This window comes from Alistipes sp. (assembly GCF_048465635.1).
GTDB lineage: Bacteria > Bacteroidota > Bacteroidia > Bacteroidales > Rikenellaceae > Alistipes.
In genome coordinates this window covers 107,218-131,218 of record NZ_DBFWLF010000004.1, presented here as the reverse complement: position 1 = coordinate 131,218, position 24,001 = coordinate 107,218, and the positions used below count along the sequence as shown (strand labels likewise).

The window sequence follows — 24,001 nt, the reverse complement described above, 5'->3', positions numbered from 1 at the left end:
TCTATAATTTGTTCTGTCGTTAGAAACGGAAATAGACATTGAGGTAGTAAGTGGTTCCGAACATGTAGAAATACTTGGAATCGAACTTCTCGTAGGTCGTCGAGGTCGTCTCTTCGTTCTCACGCAGACGCATCTGCTCGTAACCGCCCGTGCGGATGTCCTGGTCGTTGAGGATGTTCTTCACCTCGAGGCTGAATCCGAGCGTGTACTTGCGGTGGATGTACCAGTTCTTGCCGACGCTGGCATTGAGCGTATAGGCCGAATTGAACTTCTCCTGATGGCGCAGATCGGCGATCGACGCGGACGTAGCACCCGGAGTCAGCACGGCGTCGGAACGGTAGATCGGGTTCATCGACAGATACATGTTGTTGTAGTAGTTGAAGTCGGCCGACAGGTAGATGTTGTTGTTGCTGCGGTAGGAAAGGCCGACGTTCACAGCCGTCTGCGGCGTACTCTCCACGCGGAAATCCTTCCAGTAGACGCGGCCGCTCGATACGAGCAGCTGGCTGTTGTCCTGCGTCTGCACGTAGTAGGGATTCGAGTCGTAGGTGTACTGGCCCCAGCTGACCGCACCGTTCAGGAAGAGGGTCTTGTAGAGGGGAATCGATACGGCCGCCTCCAGACCGAAGTGCAGCTTGTCGATGCCGCTCATGGCGAAGTTGGTGTAGGTCGAAGCCACGTCGTCGTAGTAGGAGATGACCTTCGACTGGTCGTAGATGCGGGTGTAGTATCCCGAAACGCGGGCTTTCAGATCGCCCCAGCGCAGGTTGTACGAAGCGTCGACGCCCAGCACGCGCTCGGCCTTCAGGCCGGGCGTGATGTCGTTGCGGGTACGGGGCGAAACGAACGCCGCCTGGAACTCGGGAGCCTCCTGCATGTAGAGGATGTTGGCCTCCACGCGGTGCGCCGCCGAGAACTTGTAGGAGAAGTTGCCCTTGGCCCGGTAGGTCAGGTAATCCAGCTTCTTGGAGTCGCCCTTCGAGTTGTTGGGGAACAGACCCTTGCGCCAGATACCCTCGCGCCAGAGCTTCGCATAGCCCACCTCGCCGCCGACGATGATGTTCAAACCGCCGAAAGTCATGTTGTACGAAGCCCAAGCCTTGGTGCGGAGCACGTGTGCGAAGTAGTTGTAGCTGAACTTGTCGCCCACCTTCGCGGCATGCGCGTGACCGTGGTCGAAGTAGTAGTCGAGGTTGTTCTGATAGGCGATGGCGTTCGAACCGAAGTCGCGCTCGGCGAACTTGTCGATGTCGGCCCAGTAGTCGCCGCCCAGCAGGTCCTTCACCTCGTCGTAATAGTGCGTGCGGTTGCGGCGCAGCGAGAGACCGCCGGCGATCTTCGAGTTGTTGCGGAAGATGTGCGCGAAGTTGGCGATCAGGTTCCAGTCGAGCTGGTCGGTGTGACGTTCCTCGACCATGTAGTTCGAACGGTGGCCGGGACCATAGGTTTTCAGATCGGACTCGCGGTCTTGAATGTAATTCGTCTGGTACATGCGATCCCAGTCGAAATGCCTGATCTCCTTATAGTTGGCCAGCCATAAGTTTTCCAGATCGGCGCCCGTCTGCGTGTTCAGCCCGTAGTAGCTGGGCAGGTAGCGGTAGTAGTCGGGACGCGGGTCGGGACCGTTCTGCCACGTGAGGGCCGAATAGCCGTTCTTGCCGAAGCGCAGCGAGGTGGCGATGTCCAGCTTCGACCGGTCCGTGATGTCGAACGTGTAGTTGAGGATCGCCAGCGGCTCGTGGTTGTTGCGCACACGGGCGTTGCGGCGCTTGCCGTCCTGCCAGCCCCAGTTGGGGTTGTAGTAGTTGTTGCCTACCAGATCGTAAGCCTCCTGCGTCGAAGCCTGCTGCGCACCGCGCTCGGTGGGAGCGCCCAGCAGCGTCAGCCCGATCCGGTGACGCGGATTGAACTGCTTCTCCACGGCGGCGAAATAACCGAAAGCGTTATAGTAGACGCCCTGCACGTAGGAGTTGCCGCCCTGACGGGTCGACACCGAGAAGGCGTACGACCAGCCGTTGTCCTGATAGCCCGAGGCGTAGGTCACCATCGCGCGAAAACGGTACATCGAGTTGCCGTTCACCAGGCTCGCACGCAGTCCCTTGCGCATCTGCGACGGACGGGTATTGATGTTGGTCGTACCGCCGATGCCGCCCAGACCCACGTCCGAAGCGACCAGACCGGTGGTGACCTCCTGGTTGCGCGTAGCGTCGTTCAGACCGCTCCACAGCGACCACGGCGTGTAGCCCGTCATGGCGTCGTTGAGCTGGATCCCGTTCATGTAGACGTCCTGGTACTGCGAATCGTAACCGCGGACGTTGAAGCGCATCTCGCTGAACTTGTACGAAGCGATGTTGTTGAATACGTCGCGCGAAGCCGACAGCGACGAAGGCAGCGCCTGCGCGTCGTTGGCGCTCTCCATGTCGAATTCGGCGAACACGGCGTCGTCGAGCACCTGCTGGGGAGCGGCGGGAACCATCACCGCGGCGGGAATCTCGCGGACGATCCCCTTCACGCGCACGGCGATGTTCAGCGGCTCGAACTCGGCAGCTTCGAAGCGCAGCGTATAGTCTCCGTCGGGGATGTTTTCGAAGAAGAAGCTACCCACGGCGTCCGAGACGTCCGTCGCGCCGCCCGGAGTCATCGTAATTTTCACGTCGGCGAGCGGGGTGCGGCCCGCACGCGAAACGACCTTGCCCGTAATACCGCCCGTCTGCGCCGAAGCAGCGAGCGTCACCAGGGACAGCAACATTATCAGTAGACCTTTTTTCATAGATTATTTAAGTATTTATTTGGCAAAATAGATATATACAGGGAAGTGGTCGCTGTATCCGCCCTGGAAATTGTTGCCCACGTACGTACGCAGGGGATAACCGCGGAACGAGCCCTCCTTCTGAACCATGTAATACTGCTTGAAGATATTGCCGTAGAACTTCGAGTTAGGAGCTTTCTGCAGTTTGAGCTTGCCTTCGGAGCCGGTGGCGAGGTTCTCGGTCACCACGATGTTGTCGAACAGGTTCCAGGCGTCGCCGTATGCCAGCGTGCCCAGCCCGGCCTTCAGCATGTCGGTGAACGGCGCATAAAAGTCGCCCTTCTCCAGATTCTTGATCTTGGCTTTGGCTCCCAGCCCCTCGGCGATGCTCCGATCCGTGGGGTCGTCGTTGAAGTCGCCCATCGCAACGATCTTGGTCGCGGGGTTGATCCTGAGCACCGAGTCGGCGATCCGGCGCATCTGCTCGCCGACGGCGATGCGTTTGAACTCCGAAGCGTCCTTGCCGCCCAAGCGCGAAGGCCAGTGCGCCACCATGAAGAAGAACGGCTCCTCCTCGATCGTGCCCCACATCGTCAGAATGTCGCGCGTGCGGAAGTTGGGAAGTGTCGGAACGTCGGTCTTCACGGGGAAGCTGCCCTCCAGCTTGAAAATGTCGGGCCGGTAGAAGAACGCCACGTCCACGCCGCGCGCATCGGGCGAATCGTAATGCACGATGCGGTAGTTGGCCGGAGCCAGCTTCGGCGTAGCCACGATGTCCTCCAGCACGTTGCGGTTCTCGACCTCCGAAACGCCGATCACGGCGGGATAGTTCCGGTCGAAAGCCGAAATGTCGAAGAGCACGCGCTCGATGTTGCCCAGCTTCTTGTAGTATTTGGCCGAATTCCACTGCTTGGGTCCCTCGGGAGTGAACTCCTGGTCGTAGACCTGCGGATCGTGGATCGTGTCGAAGAAGTTCTCCAGGTTGTAGAACATCACCTTGTAGGGTTTCTGCGCGAAGCAGACGGCCATGAAAGCCACCAGCAGCAAAGTGATTGTCAGTCGTTTTTTCATCGGTTGGAAATTAAGTTTTTACAAGCCCCATGAATTGGTCTCGGTCTGCTCCTTGACAGCGGCCGGGATCGTCGGGAAGAACGTAAAGCCGGTTTTGCGCTCGAGGTCGGCCACGCTGGTCGCCCACTGCTTCGCATCGCCCTGCCCGGATGCGTTCTTCACCCAGAACCCGAGCGATTTGAGCTGGCTCGCATCGTAATTGCCCAGCAGGTCGCCCTTCGTGCGGATATTCCCCTTGACCGTCCGGACAACCGCCTTGAAGTAGTAATCGGGCAGCGGATAAGCCCCCTCACCCTTGCCGTTGCTTACCGTGGAAGGATTCTTGTCCCACCAGGCTCCCGTCACCACGTAGAGCGTATCCGAGCACTCCCACTTACGGACCATCGCCTCCAGATCGGCCCATTTTCCGCGGTTGAGCGTGGAGTTCTGAGGCGTCAGGTTCGACACATAGAACGTCTGGTAACACATCAATCCGTAGGGATCGGCATTGCGGTCGGCATTGGGAATCTGATGGCCGCGGTCATAATTGCCTTTATAACTGGAATAAATGACATTGGCCTGCCAGTCGGAAGAGAATTTAGGATCGAATGCCCACGGATCGGGTTCGGGGCGTCCCGAACCCAGATACGCCTTGTGGATGGGATAAGCGACCCACCATGCGGCGTATTTGGTCCTGTCGAAACACATCGTGTAGTTGCGTCCGGTATACGTCTTGTTTTCCAACTGGTTGAGGACCGGGCAGAGATGCGTGACGTAAATCAGGTCGCTGCCGTCCTTGTAAGCCGGCAACTCCGGCCACGTCTTCACGTTGTTGGTCGGATAAACATTCTGTCCCGGGCTGTACTGCGTCATATCGAGCAGGATCGGCTGTTCGCCGGCAAAGGTGAACGCGATCTGCGCATGCCGCTCCGCACCCGTATTGTTGGTCTGGTAATAGACCGGGATCTCGCGGCTCTGCCACGTCTCGCCGACCGTACCGGTGCGCGACTGCGCGCCCGCAAGGTCGAACGAAACCCAGTTGCCGCCCGAAACGACCCGAGCCTCCCAGGGCGTGCCGGTGTTACCGGAAATAAGCAGCACGGCCGTTCCCTGATTCGTACCGATGGTCACGGCAGGGTCGAAACGCACCGAGTTCTCGGAACCGCCGCCGCCTCCTTCGTCGCTGCTGCAGGCCGTCATCAGGGCCGAGGTCAGCGCCGCCGCGGCACAAATCCGGCAGACGGACGTTATCATTCTGTGTATCAACATCATTCGAAACTAAAAAAGTACAAAAAAGCGCTTTGTTTCAGACGACCTGCCCCCGGCAGGCGTTTTCCTGCCGGGAGCGGGCTTGTCCGGATCGGAATAAAACTATTCCGTGTAAGTAACGACCATCTTCTGGATTCGGGCCTGCGATTTGGTATTCGAAGTGTCTACCGTGAATACGAGGTTGTCCGAACTGCCGGTCCAAACCGTACCCTCGAGCACACCCGTGGTAACGGTAAGCTCGTCACGATCGACAAACGTGAACTCGATCTTGGTAATGGTCGCACCGGTAATGGTCATGGTGTTCTTGGAGTACATGCGCAGAGCGGTTCCCGAGGTGTAATATTTCGGGGGATTCTGATTGCCGCCGGAAGCGAACTTGAGGGTCAGAGGCGCAGCCTCGAACGTCTCGACAGCTGTCTGATTAGCCCAGCCCTGAGCCGAGAAGTTGATCTCCAGCGTCTTGTCGCCGCCGCTGCCCTTCTTGGCCTGCTTGAGCGATGCGGTCAGCGAGTTTCCGCCGGCTGCCGTCACGGTCAGCGTCTCGGTGAAATCGGCTGCCGTCTCGTTCGTCCCCTTCGGGGTGACCGTTACCGTCGTGCCCGAAACCGAAACGGTGAACTTCGAATCCGCGCCGCCGCTGAGCGTGCAGGAGAGTTTGCCGTCGATATCCGAACCCTTGACCGAGATGGTCTGGGCGTTGGTCTCGGCCGAACCCCAGTTCAGCGCGTCGGGTTCGAGCGAAGTGATCGTCGGAGCGGTCGGATTGAATGCGGCCACGTCGGCCATATCGCGCGGTACGAGCTGACCCTTGTTGCTGTTCACGGCAGCAAGACCCGTGATATTGCCGGTTCCGGCCCGGTAAGGTTTGTCGAGGAACGCCGTAGCGCCCTTCTTGCAGAAGACCGCAAACTCGGTCCCGCTTGCCGAGAAGGTGTGCGAGCTGATGTTATCGGCAACGGCCCAAACGCCGGGAGCAGCTACGGTCGCGTTATTGACGGTGACAGCCATACCCTGATAGTCAGCGAGCTGGGGGGGGGTGACGGTTGCAACGGGAATATTGACGCCCGAGCTGATCTTCTCTACCTTGCACCAGGTAGCATCCTTGTCGCCCGTCACCTCGTACATACCGTTGTAGTTCATAACCTGCGCCAACTCTTTGTAGAGCGTCACGCGCACCTTGTCGCCCTTGTTCAGCCCCAGAGTCGACGGCTCAACCTGGCTGCCGTACAGCGTCACGCCGTTGCCGGCTGCCGTCGAGTTTTCGGTCGCCAGGATCAGGTTGTTGAACGAATAGTTGCCGCCGGCCACGTCGTTCATGACGATCGCCTCGAAAACACGGTCGTTTTCAGCATCGAGCACGGCCTTGGTCGTTGCAGGCTTGATCAGGGCGTTGATCTCCGGAATGGTGATTGCCACCGCACCGGACGACTGGCCTTTCTGCGTCACGTTGATCGTAGCGGTGGCTTTCTTCTCACCGCTTGCATTTTCTGCCAGATAGACATTCACGGTCGTCGTGCGGGCAGCGCCGTCATTGGCTTTCAGCGTCTTGACACGGACCGTATTGCCGTTCTCGACCTCTGCCGAGAAATTGGTCTTGTCGGCCACATCGGCGAAGAGCGTAAGGCCCGTAGCGTTTTTCAAATCATAAATCTGCGTCTTGCCCGTAGCATCGGCCGCAGCATCGAACTCCATCTTAGCTGTTGCAGGCGTGATCGACGGTTTCTCTTCGCCGCCGCCCTGGCCGTACTTGAGCGTCAGCGTATAGATCTGAGCATTGTAGGACTTACCCTCAGCGGCCGTAATATAGAGGCGATATTTCGTATTGGCCTGCGTACCGCTCAGGTTATAGACATAGGTGCGATCGACGAGGTTTGTGGAAGAACCGCCATCCTGATACTCCCATTTGATCGCTGCACCGCCGTCGACATCTACGCCGTCGGCCGTGCTGACGCCGACCATCACGTTGGACGAAGCAGCACCGGGGACGAAGCACGTTACCGAGGTCAGCGCCTTATCAGCCATCGCAGGCAGTTCGATATAGGCTCCCTTTTTACCGATCATCAGGTAAAAACGCTCTCCCTTATACTCTTTACCACGGTAATATCCGCCGTCAGAACTTCCGGCCAGCGTATAGGTCGCACCGTCGAATACGAAAGACTGCGCGTCGACCAATTTATCCGAAGAACTTGCCGGGAAACCGGCCGGATACGTACTCTCCTGAATGAAATCGGTGATGATCTCATCGCCCGAAGGGCCTCCCTTGGGGGTGAACGTTACGACATTACCGTAGGTATCGCCCTCGGCGGTAGTTGCATAGGCGCGTACGGCGTAGGTCGTACCGGTCGTAAGGCCCGACACGGCTTTGGTGAAGGTTGCAGCCACTGCATCCGCCGGAGTTTTGGCAACGGCCGTCCAGTCGATCGAAGCCGCGTTGGGCGTGTACTGGAAACCTGCTGCCGTTACGCCTTCGGTGGACGAGAGGCTCGCAGCGAGCGTAGCTTCGGTAGCAGTCACATTCTCGGGCTGCTTGGTGGTGACGCCAAGCACCACTTTGCCCAGATCGATCACCTCGCCTCCGTTGCCCGTAGTCAGGCGCACGTCATCGAGACGGTATGCGGAACTTACGTTCTCCGTCGTAAAGCGGATAAAGAGTTTGGAAACGGCGTTCTGCAACGTGAAGTCTTTCGAAGCAAGTACCCAGTAAGGCTCCTTCTGATCGCCGTCATTGACCGAGTATTCGATAGGCACGAAATTCGTTCCGTCAGCACTCAGCGACACAATCATATTTTCTTTGGGGAAGTCGTTCTTCGACCCGTCGTAGAACTGGCCGCCGAAAGTGAGACGCAGATTGGTCTGATCGGCCTTAAGCGTGATATTCTGGATCGTGAACGTTGCAGGCGCAGCGCCGAAGAAGAGCACGTTGGGACCGGAAGCCCCGTCGTATGCACCCGAACTGCTCTTGCCCGAGTTACGGATCGAGGTGTTCGTACCGGAGAAAGTAACATCGGCAATACCCTCGCCGGTAGTACCCCAATCTTTGTAGGTGTCTACCGTCGGCCAGGGACTTGCAACAGCCGCGGTTCCGAACGTCTCGTTGAAGATCGTCTCGGTCGGGATGACATTGCCCTGCACGATGGTAACTTTTTGGGTCATATAGGCAAACCCGGCGGAGTTCTTCAGCGAGAACGTCAGCTCGGCACTCTGAGCGATGCTGCTGGCGAACAGGTTGAACGAAACCGTTCCGTCGCCTTCGCCCGAAGTGACCGACGGACGAACCCACTGAGCTTCGGCGGGAATATCGAGCGTCCAGGGACGATTGCTCTTAACCACGAATTCCGATGCGCCTACAGCCGTGCCGTTGGCATCGAATTTCAACGTCGTAGGTGAAACCTCCAGATAAGGCATACCCAGATCATCGTTGTCATCCACGCAGGAGGTCACTCCCACCGCGGCAAACAGCATGACCGCGCTGGACAACAACATCAGAAGTTTTGATTTTTTCATACAGCTAAAATTAGTAAATAGATTAAAAAAATTTAATATATTGCTAAAGAAACTTACAAATCCACACTTAAAAGGGATAATGTGGCGTAAAGTTAAAATTATTTTCCGGAATAGCAAAGCGTTGTAACATTCTTTTCATACGTCGAAAAGACGGATTTACCTCTGCGCCCAGCCGTCGGAAGAGGGCTTTCGAAAGGAAACCGATCCGGAACACGGCCTTATGGCGCATGTCCCGGATCGTATACGGGGCGTTGTATCAGCGGATTCGGTCGGCGGCACGCACCATCAGTTCGTCGCGGAAGATCGCCCGGGCCGCCAGGTAGGCGAACAGCAGGCAGACCAGCGGCAGCGCGATGGCCGGACGGAAGCCCTGCGTATGGAATGTCATGTCGGAGAAGACGCGCCAGCTGAGGAAGTAGTAGACCGCCTCCATCGCCACCGCACCCACCAGCAGCACCATCTCGACGACGCACAGACGGATCTGGAGCAGGCGGCGCTTGAAGAGGAAAACGGTCACCAGCGGCAGCGCGCACGCCAGCGCCAGCAACACACCCATATATAATGTGGACTGCACGTCCGCGCCCTCGACGTCCCTGAGTGCGAACGCGTAGAGCCGAAATTCGCCCGCATCGCTGGCGAACCACGCCAGCGGGGTGAAGAGCGTCACGGCCATCAACGCCGTAACGAGCAGCAGATAAACGGTTTGGATACGTTGTATCATATTGACAAAAAACGGTTGTCGTTTCACAAAGTCTTATCGACCAAATACTTGTTGCGATCGCTCGATCCCCGGTTGACCAGTTCGCCCAAAAACCCGGCCAAAAACAGCTGCACGCCCAATACGACGGCCAGCATGGCCAAATAGAACAGCGGTTGGTCCGTAACGGGGCGAAGCGCGAGTCCGTGCGCCTGCTTCCAGAGTTTTGCGGCGATGATCCACACGGTCGTGCCGCCGCCGAAAAGGAACATCAACGTGCCCAGCCCGCCGAAGAAATACATTGGCGAGCGGCCGAAGTGGGACATGAACAGAACGGTAATCAGGTCCAGATACCCCTTGAGCATGCGTTCCAGCCCGAATTTCGAGCGGCCGTACTTGCGGGCGCGGTGTTCGACGACCTTCTCGCCGATGCGGCGGAAGCCGGCCTTGCGCGCCAGAATGGGGATGAAGCGGTGCATCTCGCCGTAGACCTCGATCGCCTTGACCACCTTGCGGCGGTAGGCTTTCAGTCCGCAGTTGAAGTCGTGGAGGCGGATGCCCGAGGCGCGGCGGGCCGTCCAGTTGAAGAATTTGCTGGGCCAGCGTTTGCCCGCGGGGTCGCGGCGCCGCTTCTTCCAGCCGGACACCAAATCGTACCCCTCGTCGAGGATCATGCGGCGCAGGGCGGGAATCTCGTCGGGCGAATCCTGCAAATCGGCGTCCATCGTGACGACCACCTCCCCTTCGGCCGCGGCGAAGCCGCAATACAGGGCCGCCGACTTGCCGTAGTTGCGGGCGAAGCCGATGCCGCGCACGGCGGGATAGCGCTCCTTCAACGCTTCGATCTCCGTCCACGAACCGTCGTCGGAACCGTCGTCGATCAGGATAACCTCGTACGACAGGCGGTTTTCGCGCATCACGCGGTCGATCCAGGCGACCAGTTCGGGAAGCGACTCCGCCTCGTTGTAGAGCGGTACGACGACCGATATGTCGAGCCTGTCCATCCTCGCGCTACGCTTCCGGTTGCTCGTCGAAAGGACGCGGCGCCCGCGAAAGAACGCCTGCGATGATCAGGCCGAACAGCAGCCCGAACAGCAGGCTGGAGAACGTTCCGGCCCACACGGTGCTGAGGAACGAGGGTTCGGGAGCGTTTTCGATCTGCTTCATCGACTGCGAGATGACCGACTCCATCGAAGCCGGCACGCCGCCGCCACGCGAGAGCATTTCGGTCAGCGCGTCGGCGACCCGGCCCGTATAGTGCTCATAGCCGATGAACAGGTGCAGGTAGAGGTACTGCACCAGCCCGACGATGACGCCCGCCACGACCGACATCGAGAGGACGAAGCCGTAACCGCGGCCGAAGCGAAAGCCCTCCTCCACCGGGAATGTGGCCGAGTAGCTGCGCGTGAAGCGGTGCAGCAGGTAGTAGTGCAGTACGGCGACGAGGAACCACTCCAGGGCGTAAAGCCCGAAGCTGCCGGCAAGCATCATCCGCGTTTCGAGCATGAACGACACGGCCAGCAGCAGGCCGACGATCGCACCGCCGCGGAGCGCTTTTTTCCAGAATAAGCTGTTTTCCATAGGACTTGAAATTGTTTTGGATCAACTGAAAATACCCTTGCCCTCGCGCAGGATTTCGGGTTCCTCGCCCGTGAGGTCCACCACCGTGGTGGGTACGACGTCGCCCATGCCGCCGTCGACCACCAGCGCCACCTCGCGGTCGTAACGCTCGTGAATCAGTTCGGGGTCGGTCGTATACTCCTCCACCTGGTCGTCGTCCTTGACCGAGGTGGTGACCAGCGGACACCCCAGCGCGCTGACGATGGCGCACGCCACCGGATTGTCGGGGATGCGAATGCCGATGGTCCGGCGCTTGCCGAGGGCCTTGTCGGGGATGCGCGACGAAGCGGGAAGGATGAAGGTAAACGGCCCCGGCAGGTTGCGCCGCAGGATGCGGAACGCCGCGTTGTCCACGCGGCAGTACTCCGCCACCCCGGCGATGCTGTCGAAAACCACGGCCAGCTCGCCGCTGCCCTTGATGCGGCGCAGGCGCTCGATGGCGCGCGGCGAACGCAGCGAACACCCCAGGGCGTAGACGCTGTCCGTCGGGTAAACGATCAGCCCGTCGCGCTCCAGCGCATCCACGACCCGCTTCAATTCCCGCTCCGAGGGGTTTTCCGCATAAATTTTCGTCAGCATGGACGACAAATATACGAAAATTATTTGATATTGCGCCGGTTCAGCTCCTTCGCATAGGCGCGGGCGTTGGCGTTGTGCTCGCGGAGCGTCCGCGCGAAGTTGTGGTAACCGTCGAACGTGGGCCGCGCACAGAAGAAGATATAGTCGTGCTCCTCGAAATCGAGCACGGCATCGATGGCGTTCCGTCCGGGCATGCAGATCGGCGAGGGCGGCAGCCCCTTATTGACATAGGTGTTGTAGGGCGAGGGGAATTTGAGGTGGCGGTGAAGGATGCGCCGAAGACCGAAGTCCTGCATGGCGTACTTGACCGTCGGGTCGGCCTGCAACGGAATGCCGCGGCGCAGGCGGTTGATGTAGACGCCCGCGATGCGGGGCATCTCGTCCGTCTTGCGCGTCTCCTCGTAGACGATCGAGGCGAGGGTCATCACCTCCAGCCGACTCAGCCCGCTGCGGCGGCGCTTCGCATCGCGCTCTTCGGTCCAAAAGCGGTCGTATTCGCGCTTCATGCGCCGCACCAGCTCCTCCGGAGAGACCGTCCAGTAAAATTCGTAGGTGTCGGGGATGAACATCGAGAAGAGCGTCACGCTGTCGAAACCCGCCTCGGCGGCGATCCGTCCCGAGGTCAGCGCCGCGGCCAGCGAGGCCGAATCGGCGTCGAGCTGCCGGGCGAGCTTGCCGGCGAGCTGCTGCGGCGTGCGTACGTTATTGATCGTCACCCGCACAGGGGTCTGCAACCCCAGCTTGAGCATGCGCGCCACCTCGATGACGCTCATGCCGGGCCGCAGCACGTAGTGGCCCGGCTTGAAGGTCTCCGCCAGCCTGATCCGGCGCGCATAGGCATCGAACGCGGCGCGGTGGCGCAGTGACGGGCGCAGCGAATCCACGACGCCCCGATAGTCGGTTTTCGAACCGATATACAGATCACGCTCCTCGTGCACGGCTTTTCCGTAGAACTGGAGGCACACTACCCATCCGGCTATTACACACAGCATAAAAATCGCTATTGTAATCCCAAGCACGACTTTTCTATTCATTCCGAATATTTTTTACAAAAGTAATAAAAACCCAGAATAACCGGCCCTGAATGCCCCATCAAAAACCGCAACAGTCAGATATCCGACCTAAGTTTTCAATTTTTCTGCTGAATAAATTGACAGTACAAAATGAATTTCTTAACTTTAAAAAAAATTTACCAAAACTTTTATCATCCATGAAACCAGCCGTAATAGGAGTGAAGGTATTCCTGTCAGTCCCGTACTTGTTTGACAAAATCCTGAGCTGTTTTTACAAAAGAAGCATGAAATACTGCGGAAAGAACGTCAATTTACGACCTGGGAGTTCCGATTTCAAAGGTTTGTATAATCTCAGCATTGGCGATGATTCCAGCTTACCCAAAGGAAGTATCCTATTTTGCACGGAAGCAGAACTGATCATCGGCAATCATGTAATATTCGGGCCACGCCCCACGATCATTACGGGCGACCATCGCATCGACCGCATCGGAAAATTCATCACATCACCCTCTGAAAAGCTACCCGAGAACGATGCATCGGTGATCGTCGAAGACGACGTGTGGGTGGGAGCAAATGTAACCATTCTAAAAGGCGTCACAATCGGCCGTGGCTCAGTGATCGCTGCCGGAGCGGTAGTGACCAAGTCTTGCCCGCCCTACTCGATCATCGGAGGAGTTCCAGCCCGAATCCTCAAATACAGGTTCAGTGAATCCCAGATTTTAGAACATGAAAAGAAATTATATCCGATAGAAAAACGACTTTCCCCACAATCAATTATCCGTACATCGAGGTAAAAGAGATGGCTGAAAAAATTAAAACGACCTGACCGGATATTTTTCGCTCAATAATTGGTGATAAACCAAAAAATTTCTACTTTTGCACCCGGGTGAGTCTTATACGACCAGCTCCCGCAGAATCCCCCAGGCGAGGAATCGAGCAAGGGTATGCGGTCGTAGCGGTGCGATATAAGGAGCTCACCCTTTTTTGTTACAAAGGGTGGAAAGCCGTCGGGCGATCCACCCTTTTTTCGTTTGCCTTTACAGTGGGTGCAATATGTCCCGTCAAGAGAGAGGGTTGGGATAGTGGGATGTAGCCTACGAAGAGGGGATGGGAGCAATAAATGAGTCTCCTACTGGCGATTTGGTTTATCCTACTCGGGAAGCAGCCTGCGGAGGGGCGCGATAAGCGGCCCTTCGCGGGGCGAGGCTGCGGCCCGCCGGCTTGACAGCCGAAAACAAGGCAAACTGAATGCTCCGCGGTTCTTCGACCGAATCTCTTGCCCTTTCTTTAAAAGAAAGGGCGAAAGAACCGCGCACGCAGAAAACGGCGGGCGTCTGTCCTCCGCCTCACTGAACGGGCACGAAAGCTAAAGCATATCGCACGCCCGTTCCGGGCGCTCGGCGGCGGACAACCGCAAGTCCCGCCGTTTCCAGAAGTGCGCGAGCAGGTGCGGCGCGATGCGCCGCACTAAAATGATTTGGAAGAGTTGCTTTGTTTTCGGACGCAGCCTGAGGAGGGGCGCGTTAAGCGGGCCTCCGCACCCGGAGGCTGCGGCCCGCCGACCTGAAGGTCGAAAATCAGACGAACCAAATATAGCTCGTGCTGCATCAAGCCGCATGGAAAGGAATGTTTACCACCTTCCCCAGCACCCTTTCCGCCGCAGGTGGACACAAGTCCCCTCCGAGGAGGGGATTTAGGGGTGGGTCAAACTTGTATGCGCGGCGGCACGCCGCGAGGTTCGGCGATCGAAATCGTGCTTATGTTGGTCAGACCGACGACCATCCGGTGCGACTATCTTCATGCGCCTCCGCGCCCGGAGGCTGCGGCCCGCGACCTAAAAGGTCGAAAACCGGACAAAACGAATCAGACAGCCGGCTTGAAAGCCCAAAAAAGACAAACCGGACGGCCCGCACGGCTCGAAGAGCCGCAAAACCGAGCAGCCATGCCTCGGCAACACACAAGACAGCTCCCCCCCCGTCAGAACGCCAGCTTCACCCCTGCCGTAAAGTTGGCTCCGTACTCGGGATACCACGGGTACTCGTACAACCGGCGGTTGAGCAGGTTGCGGCCTTCGGCGAAGAGGGCTACCCCACCCGACACTTTCCAGTCGAAATTAACCCGCAGATCGACGGCGAAAGGCGCTTCGAACGTCTCCCGATACGGCGCTTCCTGTGCATCGCCCGTCGGGATGCGGTCGACGATCGACCACTTGCGGACGCTCTGCACCGCGGCCGAGACCCCGAAAGAGACCTTGCGCCCCTGGTAATGCACGCCCAGATCGCCCCGGAACTTGGGCGCACCGTCCCCCAACGGGGAGTCGTTGTTATAGATGAACCCGTGCACGCCCAGCGTCATGCGCAAGGCGTCCAGCGGACGCGCCTCCAGCTCGCCGTGAAACGAAGTGACCGTCTGCCGGGCCAGCTCGGGAAGCACCTGCGTGGCCGCCTCGAGAAACCGCTCCTGCCCCGGATCGTAGAACCCCATCCCATACCAGTAGATATGGTTGTCATGGATCGAGAAGGCGGCATAAACGCGGTAGGAGAACTTTTCGCGCCACAAGCTGCCCTGAATCCCGAAGCGGCCGTCGTAGTCGACCGAACTCTTGTCGACCGTCGTCTTTGGCTGCAAGTAGGGATTCTGCCGCGTCAGCGAGCGGTAGCTGTTCTGGTGCACCAGCCCGTCGACCTCGACGAAAGGCCGCAGCCCCGGCGTTCCGAGGTTGATGTCCAGCCGCGTAAAGGGCAGGATGTAATTCCCGGCCGCAGCGCCGTCGATCTTGTCATGGCAGTAGTCCACTCCCACTTCCATATTCAGAAAATCGCCCTCGACACCGTAGCGCACCCCGGCGCGGAACAGCTGTTCGCGGAAGTCGGAGAGGGCTTTTTGCCCGGCCAGCCGCTCATACCCCGCCGCGAGCGAGAAGCGGTGGCGGCCCCAGCCGCGCGCGATGCGGGCGCTCGCCCCCAACGTCGTCTGCCGGGCCCTATCCCGGTCATCCGTCCACGAGGTGTGGTCGAAGAAGATGCCGCCGCGCAGGGCGATCTCGAAGTTGAAGCGGCTCAGGTCGCGGAATTCGTCGCCCAGCCGCACCGACACGTTCGCGTCGCCGTAGTCGATCAGCGCGCCGGGAAGCGCCGGAACAGGGAGATCGGCCTCCGGCGCGTAATAGGCCCCGTAACGGTGGTACATCCGGTTCTCGTACGAAAGGTCGCCCTCCAGCACGTGCCGCCCGAGGTACTTGCCCGCCGCGGCTCCGACCCGGTTGGTCATCCGCGTCGCGTTGTTCTTCACCCCGAAGTCGTTGCGCAAATCGGCATAGCGGCCTTCGTGGTTGAGGTAGGCCATCACGTAGCCGGTTCCGGGATTCTGGCTCGAAGCGTAGAAATCGAGCACCGAGTTGAGCGGATAACCTGCCCCGGCCTTCAGGTAGAACGGCAGCGGGCGGTTGAACTGCCAGTAGGTCACCGTCGCGGGACGGATCGGCCGAAGCTCGAACGCCGTGCGCAGCGACAGCGGCGTTATCGTGTAGTCGATCTCGGGCCGCATGCGGGTCGTATCGGTCATGTCCGGCTCGATCGCCAGTTTGGCCGCGCGCTCCACGCTGGGCACGTAGGCTTTGGTGACCTCCACCTGCTTTTCGACCTGCGCGGCCGCCGTCAAGGGCATCGCCGCGACAAGGGCGGCAGCTATCAGCACTCTTTTCATCGTCATTGGAGTTTTCGGATACGTTCACCGGCTTCGGCCACGATGCCGTCATCGGCGGGCGAATAGCCGTCGGCCACGCTCTGCCAGGTCGCCCGGGCCTGGAAATTATCGCCCTTGCGGACATAGACGTCGCCCAACAGGAGGTAGGCTTTGGCGAGCCAGTAGGCCTGCGGCTGCCGCTCGGAGTAGGCGAATACGGCCTTTTCGGTCCGGTCCATATCGCCGCCTTCGAACTGCTCCTCCAACAGGTAGTAGCCCGCCGCCGAACCCTCTTTCGTGCGGACATCTGCGGACAGCTCCTTGTAGAGTTTCCCGGCGGCGGCGCGCTTCCCGGCCTTGCGCAGCTGCTCGGCCCAGGCGAAGGTCGCCTCGCGCCGGGCCGTGGCTCCGGCATCGGCGTGCGACCGGACGTCGGAGGCCATCGCCTCGACCTTCGATGCGTCGCCGCCCGCGAGCGTCGCCCGGACGTAACCCGTCATGGCGGCCTCGCGCCCGGCAGCGGCCGGCGCGGCGTCGTAGAGACGGCGGTAGGCCGAAGCCGCTTCGTCGTAGCGGCCGTCGGCAAAGGTCATCTCCGAGAGCTTCTCCAGCACGGTCACCGTATAGCGGTGGTTGGCCTGCGCAGCCAGCTCCGAGAGGGTCTCGATGGCCGCACCGCGCTCGCCCGAGCGGAGGTAGCAGTCGCTCAGGTAGTAGAGCGCATCGTTGCGGTAGTACCCCTTCGGATAGCTCTTCACGTAGCTGCGCAGCGAGCGGGAGGCCGGTTCGTACGCCTCCGAAAGGTAGAGTTTCTGCGCCGCGGCGAACGAGAGCGAATCGCGCGAAAGGGCCGACAGGTCGCCCTCCATCCCCGCCCGGGCAGCGTAGTCGAAGTAACCGTCGACATCGCCGCGCGACACGTAGATTTCGCGGATGCCCTGCATCGCTTCGCGGGCCTCCGACGAGCGGGGCGCGGTGGCGACCACCTGCTCGTAGTATTTGAGCGAGCGGTTCCCGTCGCCCAGATTGAGGTAGGCCAGGCCCAGGTCCGCCAGCGCCTGCGGCCGGCGCGGCGATGCGGGATAGGCGGCAACGAACTTCTCCAGCGCCTTGGCGCCGTCGGCGTACCGCTCGCGGGCGATGTAGGTGCGGCCCAGCTCGTAGGCGGCCTGTTCGACGTAGTCGCCCTTGCCCTCGGCCACGATCCGCCGCAGGGTCTGCTCCTGCTGCTCGTTGCGTCCCAGCACGCCCAGCGTCACGGCTCGCTTGTATTGTGCATAGTATTTCTCGGGACCGCCCGCGGCCGCGGCCCGGTCGTACTCGGCGATCGCCGCCTCGAAATCGCGGTCGGCATAGCTCACGTCGCCCAGCCGGTTGAGCGCGTCGGCGCGGTAGCGGCCCTGCGCGGCGGGCAGCGCGAGGAACTTTTCGAAAGCCGATGCGGCCTGCTTCAGATCGCCCTTCGAGAAGGCGCAGTAACCCAAGTTGTACCACGCCAGCGCATATTCGGGCGCGTTGCGGGGGGCGCGCCTGAGGTAGGCGTCGTACTTCACGGCCGCGAGCGTATAGTCGCCCTGCGCGAAGGCGATCTCGCCCTGCCAGAAGGTGTTCAGCGCGGCGTACTTGGGGCTGACGTTCACCGCCGCCGATTCGGCCAGATAGCGCTGCGCCGCAGCCGGATCGCCCGCCTTGTAGGCCTCCAGCCCGCGGAAATAGGCGATCTTCTGCAACGCGGCCCGGATGTCGGCATCGGCGGTGGGCATCGACTTGATGGCCCGGTAGGCCGCATCGTAGTCGCGCGAATTGTAGTAGGCGGCGATCAGCAGCGTCCGGGCCTCCGGGGTCCGCGGCGAGGTGGGATAGCGGCCGATGTAGCGCTGCAAAAGGTTGATCGCACCGTTGAAAGCCCCGCCGCCCAGTTCGTATTGCAGTTTGGCGTAGTTGAACAGCGCGTCTTCGGCCACCGCGGCGTCGAACCGTTCGTCGGCGGCCATGGCGAACGACTGCATGGCCGAGCGCTTGTCGCCCGAACGCAGGTAACAGTCGGCCAGGTGGTAGGAGGCGTTCTGGGTCAGCTCGTCCTCGGCCCCGCACGCGCTGCGCAGCCACTCGACGGCCTCCTTGTAGCGGGCCGTGCGGTAGAGCGAGAAACCCATCAGGTAGTTGCCCTCCCGGTCCAACTCGCCGCCCGCGGCCATCAGGTTGCCCAGGTGCTCGATGGTTTTGTTGTAGTCGTCCAGCCGGAACCACGACTCGGCCACCACCCGCTCGATCTCGGCGCGTCTCTCGGGAACGGCCCGGCGGGCAAGCTCCTCGCCGTGCTCGGTCACGTAGCGGTAATTGCCCTCGCGGAATTCGATCTGAAGCAGGTAATAAGGGGCCACGTCGCGGTAGGCGTCGCTCTGCATCAGGGCCGTGAAGCCCTGCCGGGCCCGCCCGTATTTCCCCTCGGCGTAGTCGATGTAGGATTTGTAATAACGCGCATGGTCGGCGTATTCGCTGCGGCTGCCGATCCGGTCGAAATAGTCGTAGGCGCTGCGGTAGTCGCCCTCCGTAAAGGCCGCATAACCCATGCGGACATCGTACTGCTCGCGGCGTGCAGCGCTCAGCGCACGGTAGTCGGTCTTGGCGAACCACTCCTTGGCCCGGCGCATGTCGCCCGCCGAGCAGTAGAACGAAGCCAGCGAAAAGCGCACGTCGTTGGCGTAGACCGAACGGGGATGGTCGCGCTCGAAAGCCAGCAGCGCGGCCTCGGCATCGCTGCTGCCCAGTTCCACGGCGCAGGCGGCCAGGTAGTAGTCCACCCGCTGCAACGCCTCCCGCTCGGATGGGGCCAGCGCGGCGCGGGCCTGCATGAATTCGTGCCGGGCGTCGCTCCAGCGGCCGAAGTCGAACAACTCGCGGCCCCGTTCGACGAGGGTTTCGGTCTGCGGCGCGGCGGCCCGCACCCCCGCCCCGATCAGACATAAAACGATGGTCAGCAACACTATCCGTTCTTTTCGCATACGCTCATCTCTTAGGATGGACAAATATACGAAAATTTACCATACGCCCTACCCCCGGGGAACGATTCTTGCCCGGCGGAGGGTACAACCAATTTACGGAACACTATGATCGAAAAAGTAACCCTTCAACTCACCCACGACGGCAAACTGACGTCCGGGGAGGGTCCCCGCTGCGAAGAGATGAACCCCAAGGCGCTGCTGCTGCTCGCGGCGGCCAAGTGCGCCGGGCTGACCAGCCTGCACATCATGGAGAAGGAGCGCATACGCCCCAAGCGGTTCGAAATCGCCGTTTCGGGCGAACTGTCCACTGATACGGTGCAGTCGGAGAGCATGTTTCTCTCGTTCCACGCATTTTACAACGTGGAGTGCGACACGGAGGACGATCAGGTCAAGGTCGGCCGCGCCGTACGGCTCGCGCAGGAGAAGCATTGCAGTCTGATGCAGATGCTCCGCCGGATCGCGCCCGTGACGCACGAGATCGCCGTGGTCAGCACGGAAGCGGAGAAGGTCTGACCCCTCCGGAAAACCGGCGGCAGCGGGCGGAGCTTACGGCTCCGTTTTTTCATTGCGCCGTGATGCGCTGGTAGTCCGACACGGCCACCGCGTAGTTCAGATGCGCCTCGATGGCATAGGTGTAGAGCTGGATCCAGCTCAGCTGCGCCTGCAACACGTCGAGGATCGTGGCAAGCCCCTCGCCGTAGGAGTAGGTGCTGATCTCCAGGTTCTCGCCCGCGATTTGGAGGCTGCGCTCCGAAGCGTCGATCTGCGCCCGGGTGTCGATCAGCGCCGTCCAGCCGTTCATCTCCGCCCGCACGATGTCGTCGTGCACCTCCGCCGCGGCCCACTCCGTCTGAAGCTGCACGGCGCGCGCTGCGCCCACCGCGCGGCGGCGTTCGCCCCAGTGGAAGATCGGGACCGAGAGCTGCACGAAAGCCACCCCGTCGAGGTAGGTCGCCCCCGTGCTGTTGGGAAGATAGGGCTTCCACGGAGCGCCCACCCCGACGCTCAGCTGCGGGTTGAACGGCGCGCGGGCCGCCCGCACGCCCACCTCGGCCTGCTCCGAGCGCAGGCGGGCCGCCGCATAGTCGGGACGGCGCAGCAGCGCCTCGCCCAGCGGCACGCGCCCCGGCATCGGCAGCGAATCGCGGATGCTTTGGGTCAGCGCGACGGGCTGCGCCGGGTCGACACCCCGCAGGATGTTGAAATTGTGGAGCGCCACGGCCTCGTTCTGCTCGGCGGTGACCAGCTGGTATTCGGCCTCGCTCAGGCGCGTGTCGATCATCAGCACGTCGCCCTTGGCGATATACCCCTCCGCAAAACGGCGGTCGACGACCTCCTTGAGCGAGCGGATGATAGCCACGTACTGCTGCATCGAGGCGGCGAAAAGCTCCGTCGCCGAGAGGTTCCAGTAGGCGTAATCCGCCGCATAGCGCACGTCCAGCCGCGTGTACGCCTCCTCGCAGACGGCGATGTCGTAGCCCAGCTCCGCCTGCCGGAAAGCGGTCTTCACCGCCCCGCCCCCGTAGACGGTCTGGATCACCTGCGGCTGGAGGTCGAACGTCCAGTGCCGAACCCCCTCGAAGTGGTGCGCGTTAGCCGAAAAACTGCCCTCGACCGAGAGGCGCGGCAGGAATCCCGTGCGGACCTGCCCCACCGTCTCCGACGCCTCGTCGCTGCGCGATACGGCCGCCTTGAGCTGCCAGCTGTACTGCGTCACCGCGTCGCGGTACTCCGCGAGCGGGGTTTGGGAGCGGACCGTCGCAACGGTCAGCAGGGCGGTCAACAGGAGTGCGGTTCTCATGGCTTGCGGATATTATAGAAGATGGCGTAAACCACCGGCAGGATGCAGATCGTAAGCAGCGTAGCCACCAGCAGACCGCCCATGATCGTGGCGGCCATCGCCCCGAACATCGAGTCGAACAAGAGCGGCAGCATGCCGAGGATGGTCGTTCCCGAAGCCATCGCCACGGGGACGATGCGGCTGCGAGTCGCCTCCGTAAGCGCCTGGTAGGGCCCCCGGCCCGCGGCGCGCAGCACGCCGATCTGCTCGACGAGCACCACGGCGTTCTTGATGTTCATCCCCACCAGTCCCAAGAGGCCCAGCAGCGAGAAGAAGTTGAACACCTTGCCCGTCACCGCCAGCCCGAGCACCACGCCGATGAAGATCAGCGGAATCATCAGCAGGATAACCACCGGCTCGCGGTAGTTGCGGAAGAGCAGCAGCAGGACGATGAAGATGAGGATCAACGTCAGCGGCATGTTGGCCGCCAGCGCCTCGTTGGACTCCTGCTGGCTCTCCTGCTCGCCGAAGACCTTCATCCGATAGCCTTCGGGCAGCGGAACGGCCTGCGCGATCGAGTCGCGCAGCGCGGCGAAAAGCGCCATCGTATTGACCCCGCGGGCCGGATCGCACTGCGCCCGCATCGCCCGCTGGCGGTTGTAGCGTTTGACCACCCCGTCACGAAATTCGAAGCGGAAACCGTCGGTGGCCTGACCCACGGAGAAGACCCGCCCCGAGGGGTTGAAGATCGGCAGGGCCTGCAGGTTGGTGAGGTTGTAGGCGTCGATATTCTCGTCCTTCAACAGGATCGGCATGAACTGGTCCCCCTCGCGGTACTCGCCCAGGCGGTAGCCCTGCGTGGAGATGGTGATGCCGCGCGCCATCTGTCCGCGGGTGACGCCGATGCGCTGCCCCTTCATCTGCGAGTAGAGCGGCAGCCACGTCGGCACGCGGTTGCCCCAGCCGTTGCGCACGTTCGTCGTGCCGGGCGTATGGCGCATGATCTGCTCGGCCTCAGCCGTGAGCCGCCGCAGCGTATCGATATTCTCGCCGATGAAGCCGAATTCGATGGCCGCATCGGGCACGGGCGAGAGTTTGAAGAGCGACGAGCGCAGCCACACGTCGGGGAAGTTCTCCGTGACGTAGGCGTCGAAGCGCGCCTCGACCGCCTCGGTCTGCCGCCGGTCGTGCAGTTCGACGAGCAGGTTGCCGAAATTGGGGCGCAGCGAGATGCTGCTGCTGGCCAGGTAGTAGCGCGGGGGCGAGGAACCCATCGTCGCCGAGACGCGCTTCACCTCGGGCTGCTCCCGAAGCCACTCCTCCATGGCGCGCAGACTGTGCTCCGTTTCGCGGATGTCGTACCCGTCGGGCAGCAGCACGTCGGCGCGGAAGTAGGGCTTGTCCAGCGAGGGAAAGAAGTTCTGCGGCATCATCCCCATCACGGCCAGCGATCCGACGAAAAGTCCGACCACGACGGCCACCACGACCCACCGCCACCGCAGCAGGCCGCCCAACAGGCGGTCGAACCCGCGGTAAAACTTCGTATCGTAGGGATCGCGCGCGACGGGTTTGACCCGCAGCATGAAGTCGCCGAACAGGGGCGTCTGCGTGAGCGCCAGCACCCAGCTCAGCAGCAGCGACAGCGCCAGCACGACGAACAGCGGCTTGACGATCTCGGCAACGGCCGACGGGGCCAGGTAGAGCGGCAGGAACGAGAAAATGGCGATCAGCGTGGCTCCCAGCAGGCTCCAGCGGGGCGCATTGGCCCCCGCAATGAGTGCCGAACGGCGCTCCGCACCGCGCAGCATGGCCTGCTGCGCATTGTCGGTCACCACGATGGCATTGTCGACCAACATGCCCATGGCGATGATGAAGCCCGCCAGCGAGGTGCGGTTCAGCCCCTCGCCCAAAAACTGCATCAAGAGCAGCGTGCCCCCGATCGAGAAGAGCAGCGAGCTGCCGATCAGCACCCCGGCCCGGAAACCCATCACCAGCATGATGATGGCGATGACGATAGCCACCGATTCGGCCAGGTTGAGAATGAAGGTCGAGGTGGCCTCCCTTGCGATGCGGTTCTCGGGATAGAGCACCGTGAGATCCATGCCCAGCGGCATCTGGGCCGTCAGCTCGCCGAGCAGGCGGTCGATCCGCTTTCCCGCGGCCACCACGTCGACCCCTGCCTCGGTGGAGATGCCGATGCCCACGGCCCGGTGGCCGTCGATGCGCATCAGGGTCTGCGGCGGGTCGGCATAGCCCTGCTCCACGCGGGCGACGTCGCCCAGCCGGTACTGCTTTCCCGATGAAGAGATTAACAACTGGTTCGACAGGTCCTCCAGCCCCTTATAGGTCCCGTCCTCCAAAATCCGCACTTCGAGTTTTCCGGCCTGCTTCTCCCCGCTGTCGACGATCGTGTTCTGCTGGGAGATGGTCGAGAGGATGGTCTCGGGTCGGATCGAGAAGTTGGCAAGCGTCGCCAGCGAGACGTAGACGTTCACCACGGGGGTCTGCTCGCCGAAAAGGGTCACTTTCTGCACGCCGTCGACCGTGACGAGCTGTTTCTTGAGCCGCTGCGCCCAGTCGCGCAGTTCGGACCAGGTGAACCCCTCGTCGACCGAGAGGCCGTAGTAGATGCCGTAGACATCGCCGAAATCGTCGGCCACCGTGACGGGCGAAGCCCCCGCCGGCAGACGGGGCTGGACGTCGAGCACCTTGCGGCGCAGCTCGTCCCACAGCTGGGGGATCTCCGCCGAGCGGGTGGCCGGGTCCAGCTCGACGATGATCTTCGAGAGACCGTAGTAGGATTCGGAGGTGATTTTATGGATGTTGCGCATCGACTGCACCTCCCGCTCGACGGGTTCGGTGATAAGCTGCTCGACCTCCAGCGGCGTAGCGCCCGGGTAGGCGCAGACCAGCGACGCGCTCTTGATGACGAACGTGGCGTCCTCCTTCTTGCCCAGCGTGACGAAGCCCGCCGCGCCGCCCAGGAGGAGCACCGCGAGGAAGAACCAGACGACCTTGCTGTTGCGCAGCGAATATTCGGGCAGGTTCATC

The 24,001-nt window shown here is 61.1% G+C and carries 15 protein-coding genes and 1 other RNA gene; 3 read left to right on the top strand and 13 right to left on the bottom strand.

The window, feature by feature from the left end:
- Positions 1-19 precede the first annotated feature (19 nt).
- The 9 genes from ACMO9O_RS00520 to mltG all read right to left on the bottom strand — a co-directional run bounded on the left by ACMO9O_RS00520 (position 20) and on the right by mltG (position 12,460).
- Entirely contained in the window at positions 20-2,749 is a 2,730-nt protein-coding gene (locus ACMO9O_RS00520) for a carboxypeptidase-like regulatory domain-containing protein (protein WP_418981665.1), read from the bottom strand.
- Between the two features lie 36 nt (positions 2,750-2,785).
- On the bottom strand, positions 2,786-3,820 hold the full coding sequence (locus tag ACMO9O_RS00515; RefSeq protein WP_418981664.1) for an endonuclease/exonuclease/phosphatase family protein: 1,035 nt from the start codon (positions 3,818-3,820) through the stop codon (positions 2,786-2,788).
- 18 nt (positions 3,821-3,838) lie between these two features.
- Positions 3,839-5,068, bottom strand: coding sequence for a DNA/RNA non-specific endonuclease (locus ACMO9O_RS00510; RefSeq protein WP_418981663.1), 1,230 nt, complete (start codon positions 5,066-5,068; stop codon positions 3,839-3,841).
- 102 nt (positions 5,069-5,170) lie between these two features.
- Positions 5,171-8,572 (bottom strand): DUF5689 domain-containing protein, encoded by a 3,402-nt coding sequence (locus ACMO9O_RS00505; RefSeq protein ID WP_418981662.1) that lies wholly within the window; start codon positions 8,570-8,572, stop codon positions 5,171-5,173.
- 256 nt (positions 8,573-8,828) lie between these two features.
- Entirely contained in the window at positions 8,829-9,293 is a 465-nt protein-coding gene (locus ACMO9O_RS00500) for a DUF4293 domain-containing protein (RefSeq protein ID WP_418981661.1), read from the bottom strand.
- Positions 9,294-9,316: 23 nt separating this feature from the next.
- A complete protein-coding gene (locus ACMO9O_RS00495) occupies positions 9,317-10,273 on the bottom strand; it encodes a glycosyltransferase family 2 protein (RefSeq protein ID WP_418981660.1) in 957 nt (318 codons plus the stop codon).
- Between the two features lie 7 nt (positions 10,274-10,280).
- Positions 10,281-10,850: a DUF4199 domain-containing protein gene (locus ACMO9O_RS00490; RefSeq protein ID WP_418981659.1), complete on the bottom strand. Its 570-nt coding sequence runs from the start codon at positions 10,848-10,850 to the stop codon at positions 10,281-10,283.
- Between the two features lie 21 nt (positions 10,851-10,871).
- Positions 10,872-11,468, bottom strand: coding sequence for an L-threonylcarbamoyladenylate synthase (locus ACMO9O_RS00485; protein WP_418981658.1), 597 nt, complete (start codon positions 11,466-11,468; stop codon positions 10,872-10,874).
- Between the two features lie 20 nt (positions 11,469-11,488).
- Positions 11,489-12,460 (bottom strand): endolytic transglycosylase MltG, encoded by a 972-nt coding sequence (mltG, locus tag ACMO9O_RS00480; protein ID WP_418981657.1) that lies wholly within the window; start codon positions 12,458-12,460, stop codon positions 11,489-11,491.
- 218 nt (positions 12,461-12,678) lie between these two features.
- Between mltG and ACMO9O_RS00475 the strand changes: the two genes are divergently transcribed.
- Together ACMO9O_RS00475 and ffs are read left to right on the top strand one after the other, a co-directional pair.
- Positions 12,679-13,275: an acyltransferase gene (locus ACMO9O_RS00475; protein ID WP_418981656.1), complete on the top strand. Its 597-nt coding sequence runs from the start codon at positions 12,679-12,681 to the stop codon at positions 13,273-13,275.
- 90 nt (positions 13,276-13,365) lie between these two features.
- Positions 13,366-13,464, top strand: an RNA gene (gene ffs / locus ACMO9O_RS00470) — signal recognition particle sRNA small type.
- A 994-nt stretch (positions 13,465-14,458) separates the two neighbouring features.
- Here ffs and ACMO9O_RS00465 read toward each other — a convergent pair.
- Positions 14,459-16,186, bottom strand: coding sequence for a hypothetical protein (locus ACMO9O_RS00465; protein ID WP_418981655.1), 1,728 nt, complete (start codon positions 16,184-16,186; stop codon positions 14,459-14,461).
- Between the two features lie 2 nt (positions 16,187-16,188).
- Positions 16,189-19,170: a tetratricopeptide repeat protein gene (locus ACMO9O_RS00460; RefSeq protein ID WP_418981654.1), complete on the bottom strand. Its 2,982-nt coding sequence runs from the start codon at positions 19,168-19,170 to the stop codon at positions 16,189-16,191.
- A gap of 105 nt (positions 19,171-19,275) precedes the next feature.
- Between ACMO9O_RS00460 and ACMO9O_RS00455 the strand changes: the two genes are divergently transcribed.
- The gene (locus ACMO9O_RS00455; protein WP_418981653.1) at positions 19,276-19,683 is read left to right on the top strand and encodes an OsmC family protein; all 408 of its coding nucleotides are present in this window, start codon (positions 19,276-19,278) and stop codon (positions 19,681-19,683) included.
- Positions 19,684-19,732: 49 nt separating this feature from the next.
- On the opposite strand, the gene ACMO9O_RS00450 is transcribed toward ACMO9O_RS00455, so the two are convergent.
- Both ACMO9O_RS00450 and ACMO9O_RS00445 read right to left on the bottom strand, forming a co-directional pair.
- Positions 19,733-20,971 carry a TolC family protein gene (locus ACMO9O_RS00450; protein WP_418981652.1) on the bottom strand — a complete coding sequence of 413 codons (1,239 nt, stop codon included), beginning with the start codon at positions 20,969-20,971 and terminating at the stop codon, positions 19,733-19,735.
- The gene (locus tag ACMO9O_RS00445) at positions 20,968-24,000 is read right to left on the bottom strand and encodes an efflux RND transporter permease subunit (RefSeq protein WP_418981651.1); all 3,033 of its coding nucleotides are present in this window, start codon (positions 23,998-24,000) and stop codon (positions 20,968-20,970) included. The genes ACMO9O_RS00450 and ACMO9O_RS00445 overlap by 4 nt, the downstream gene beginning before the upstream one ends.
- Position 24,001 lies beyond the last annotated feature (1 nt).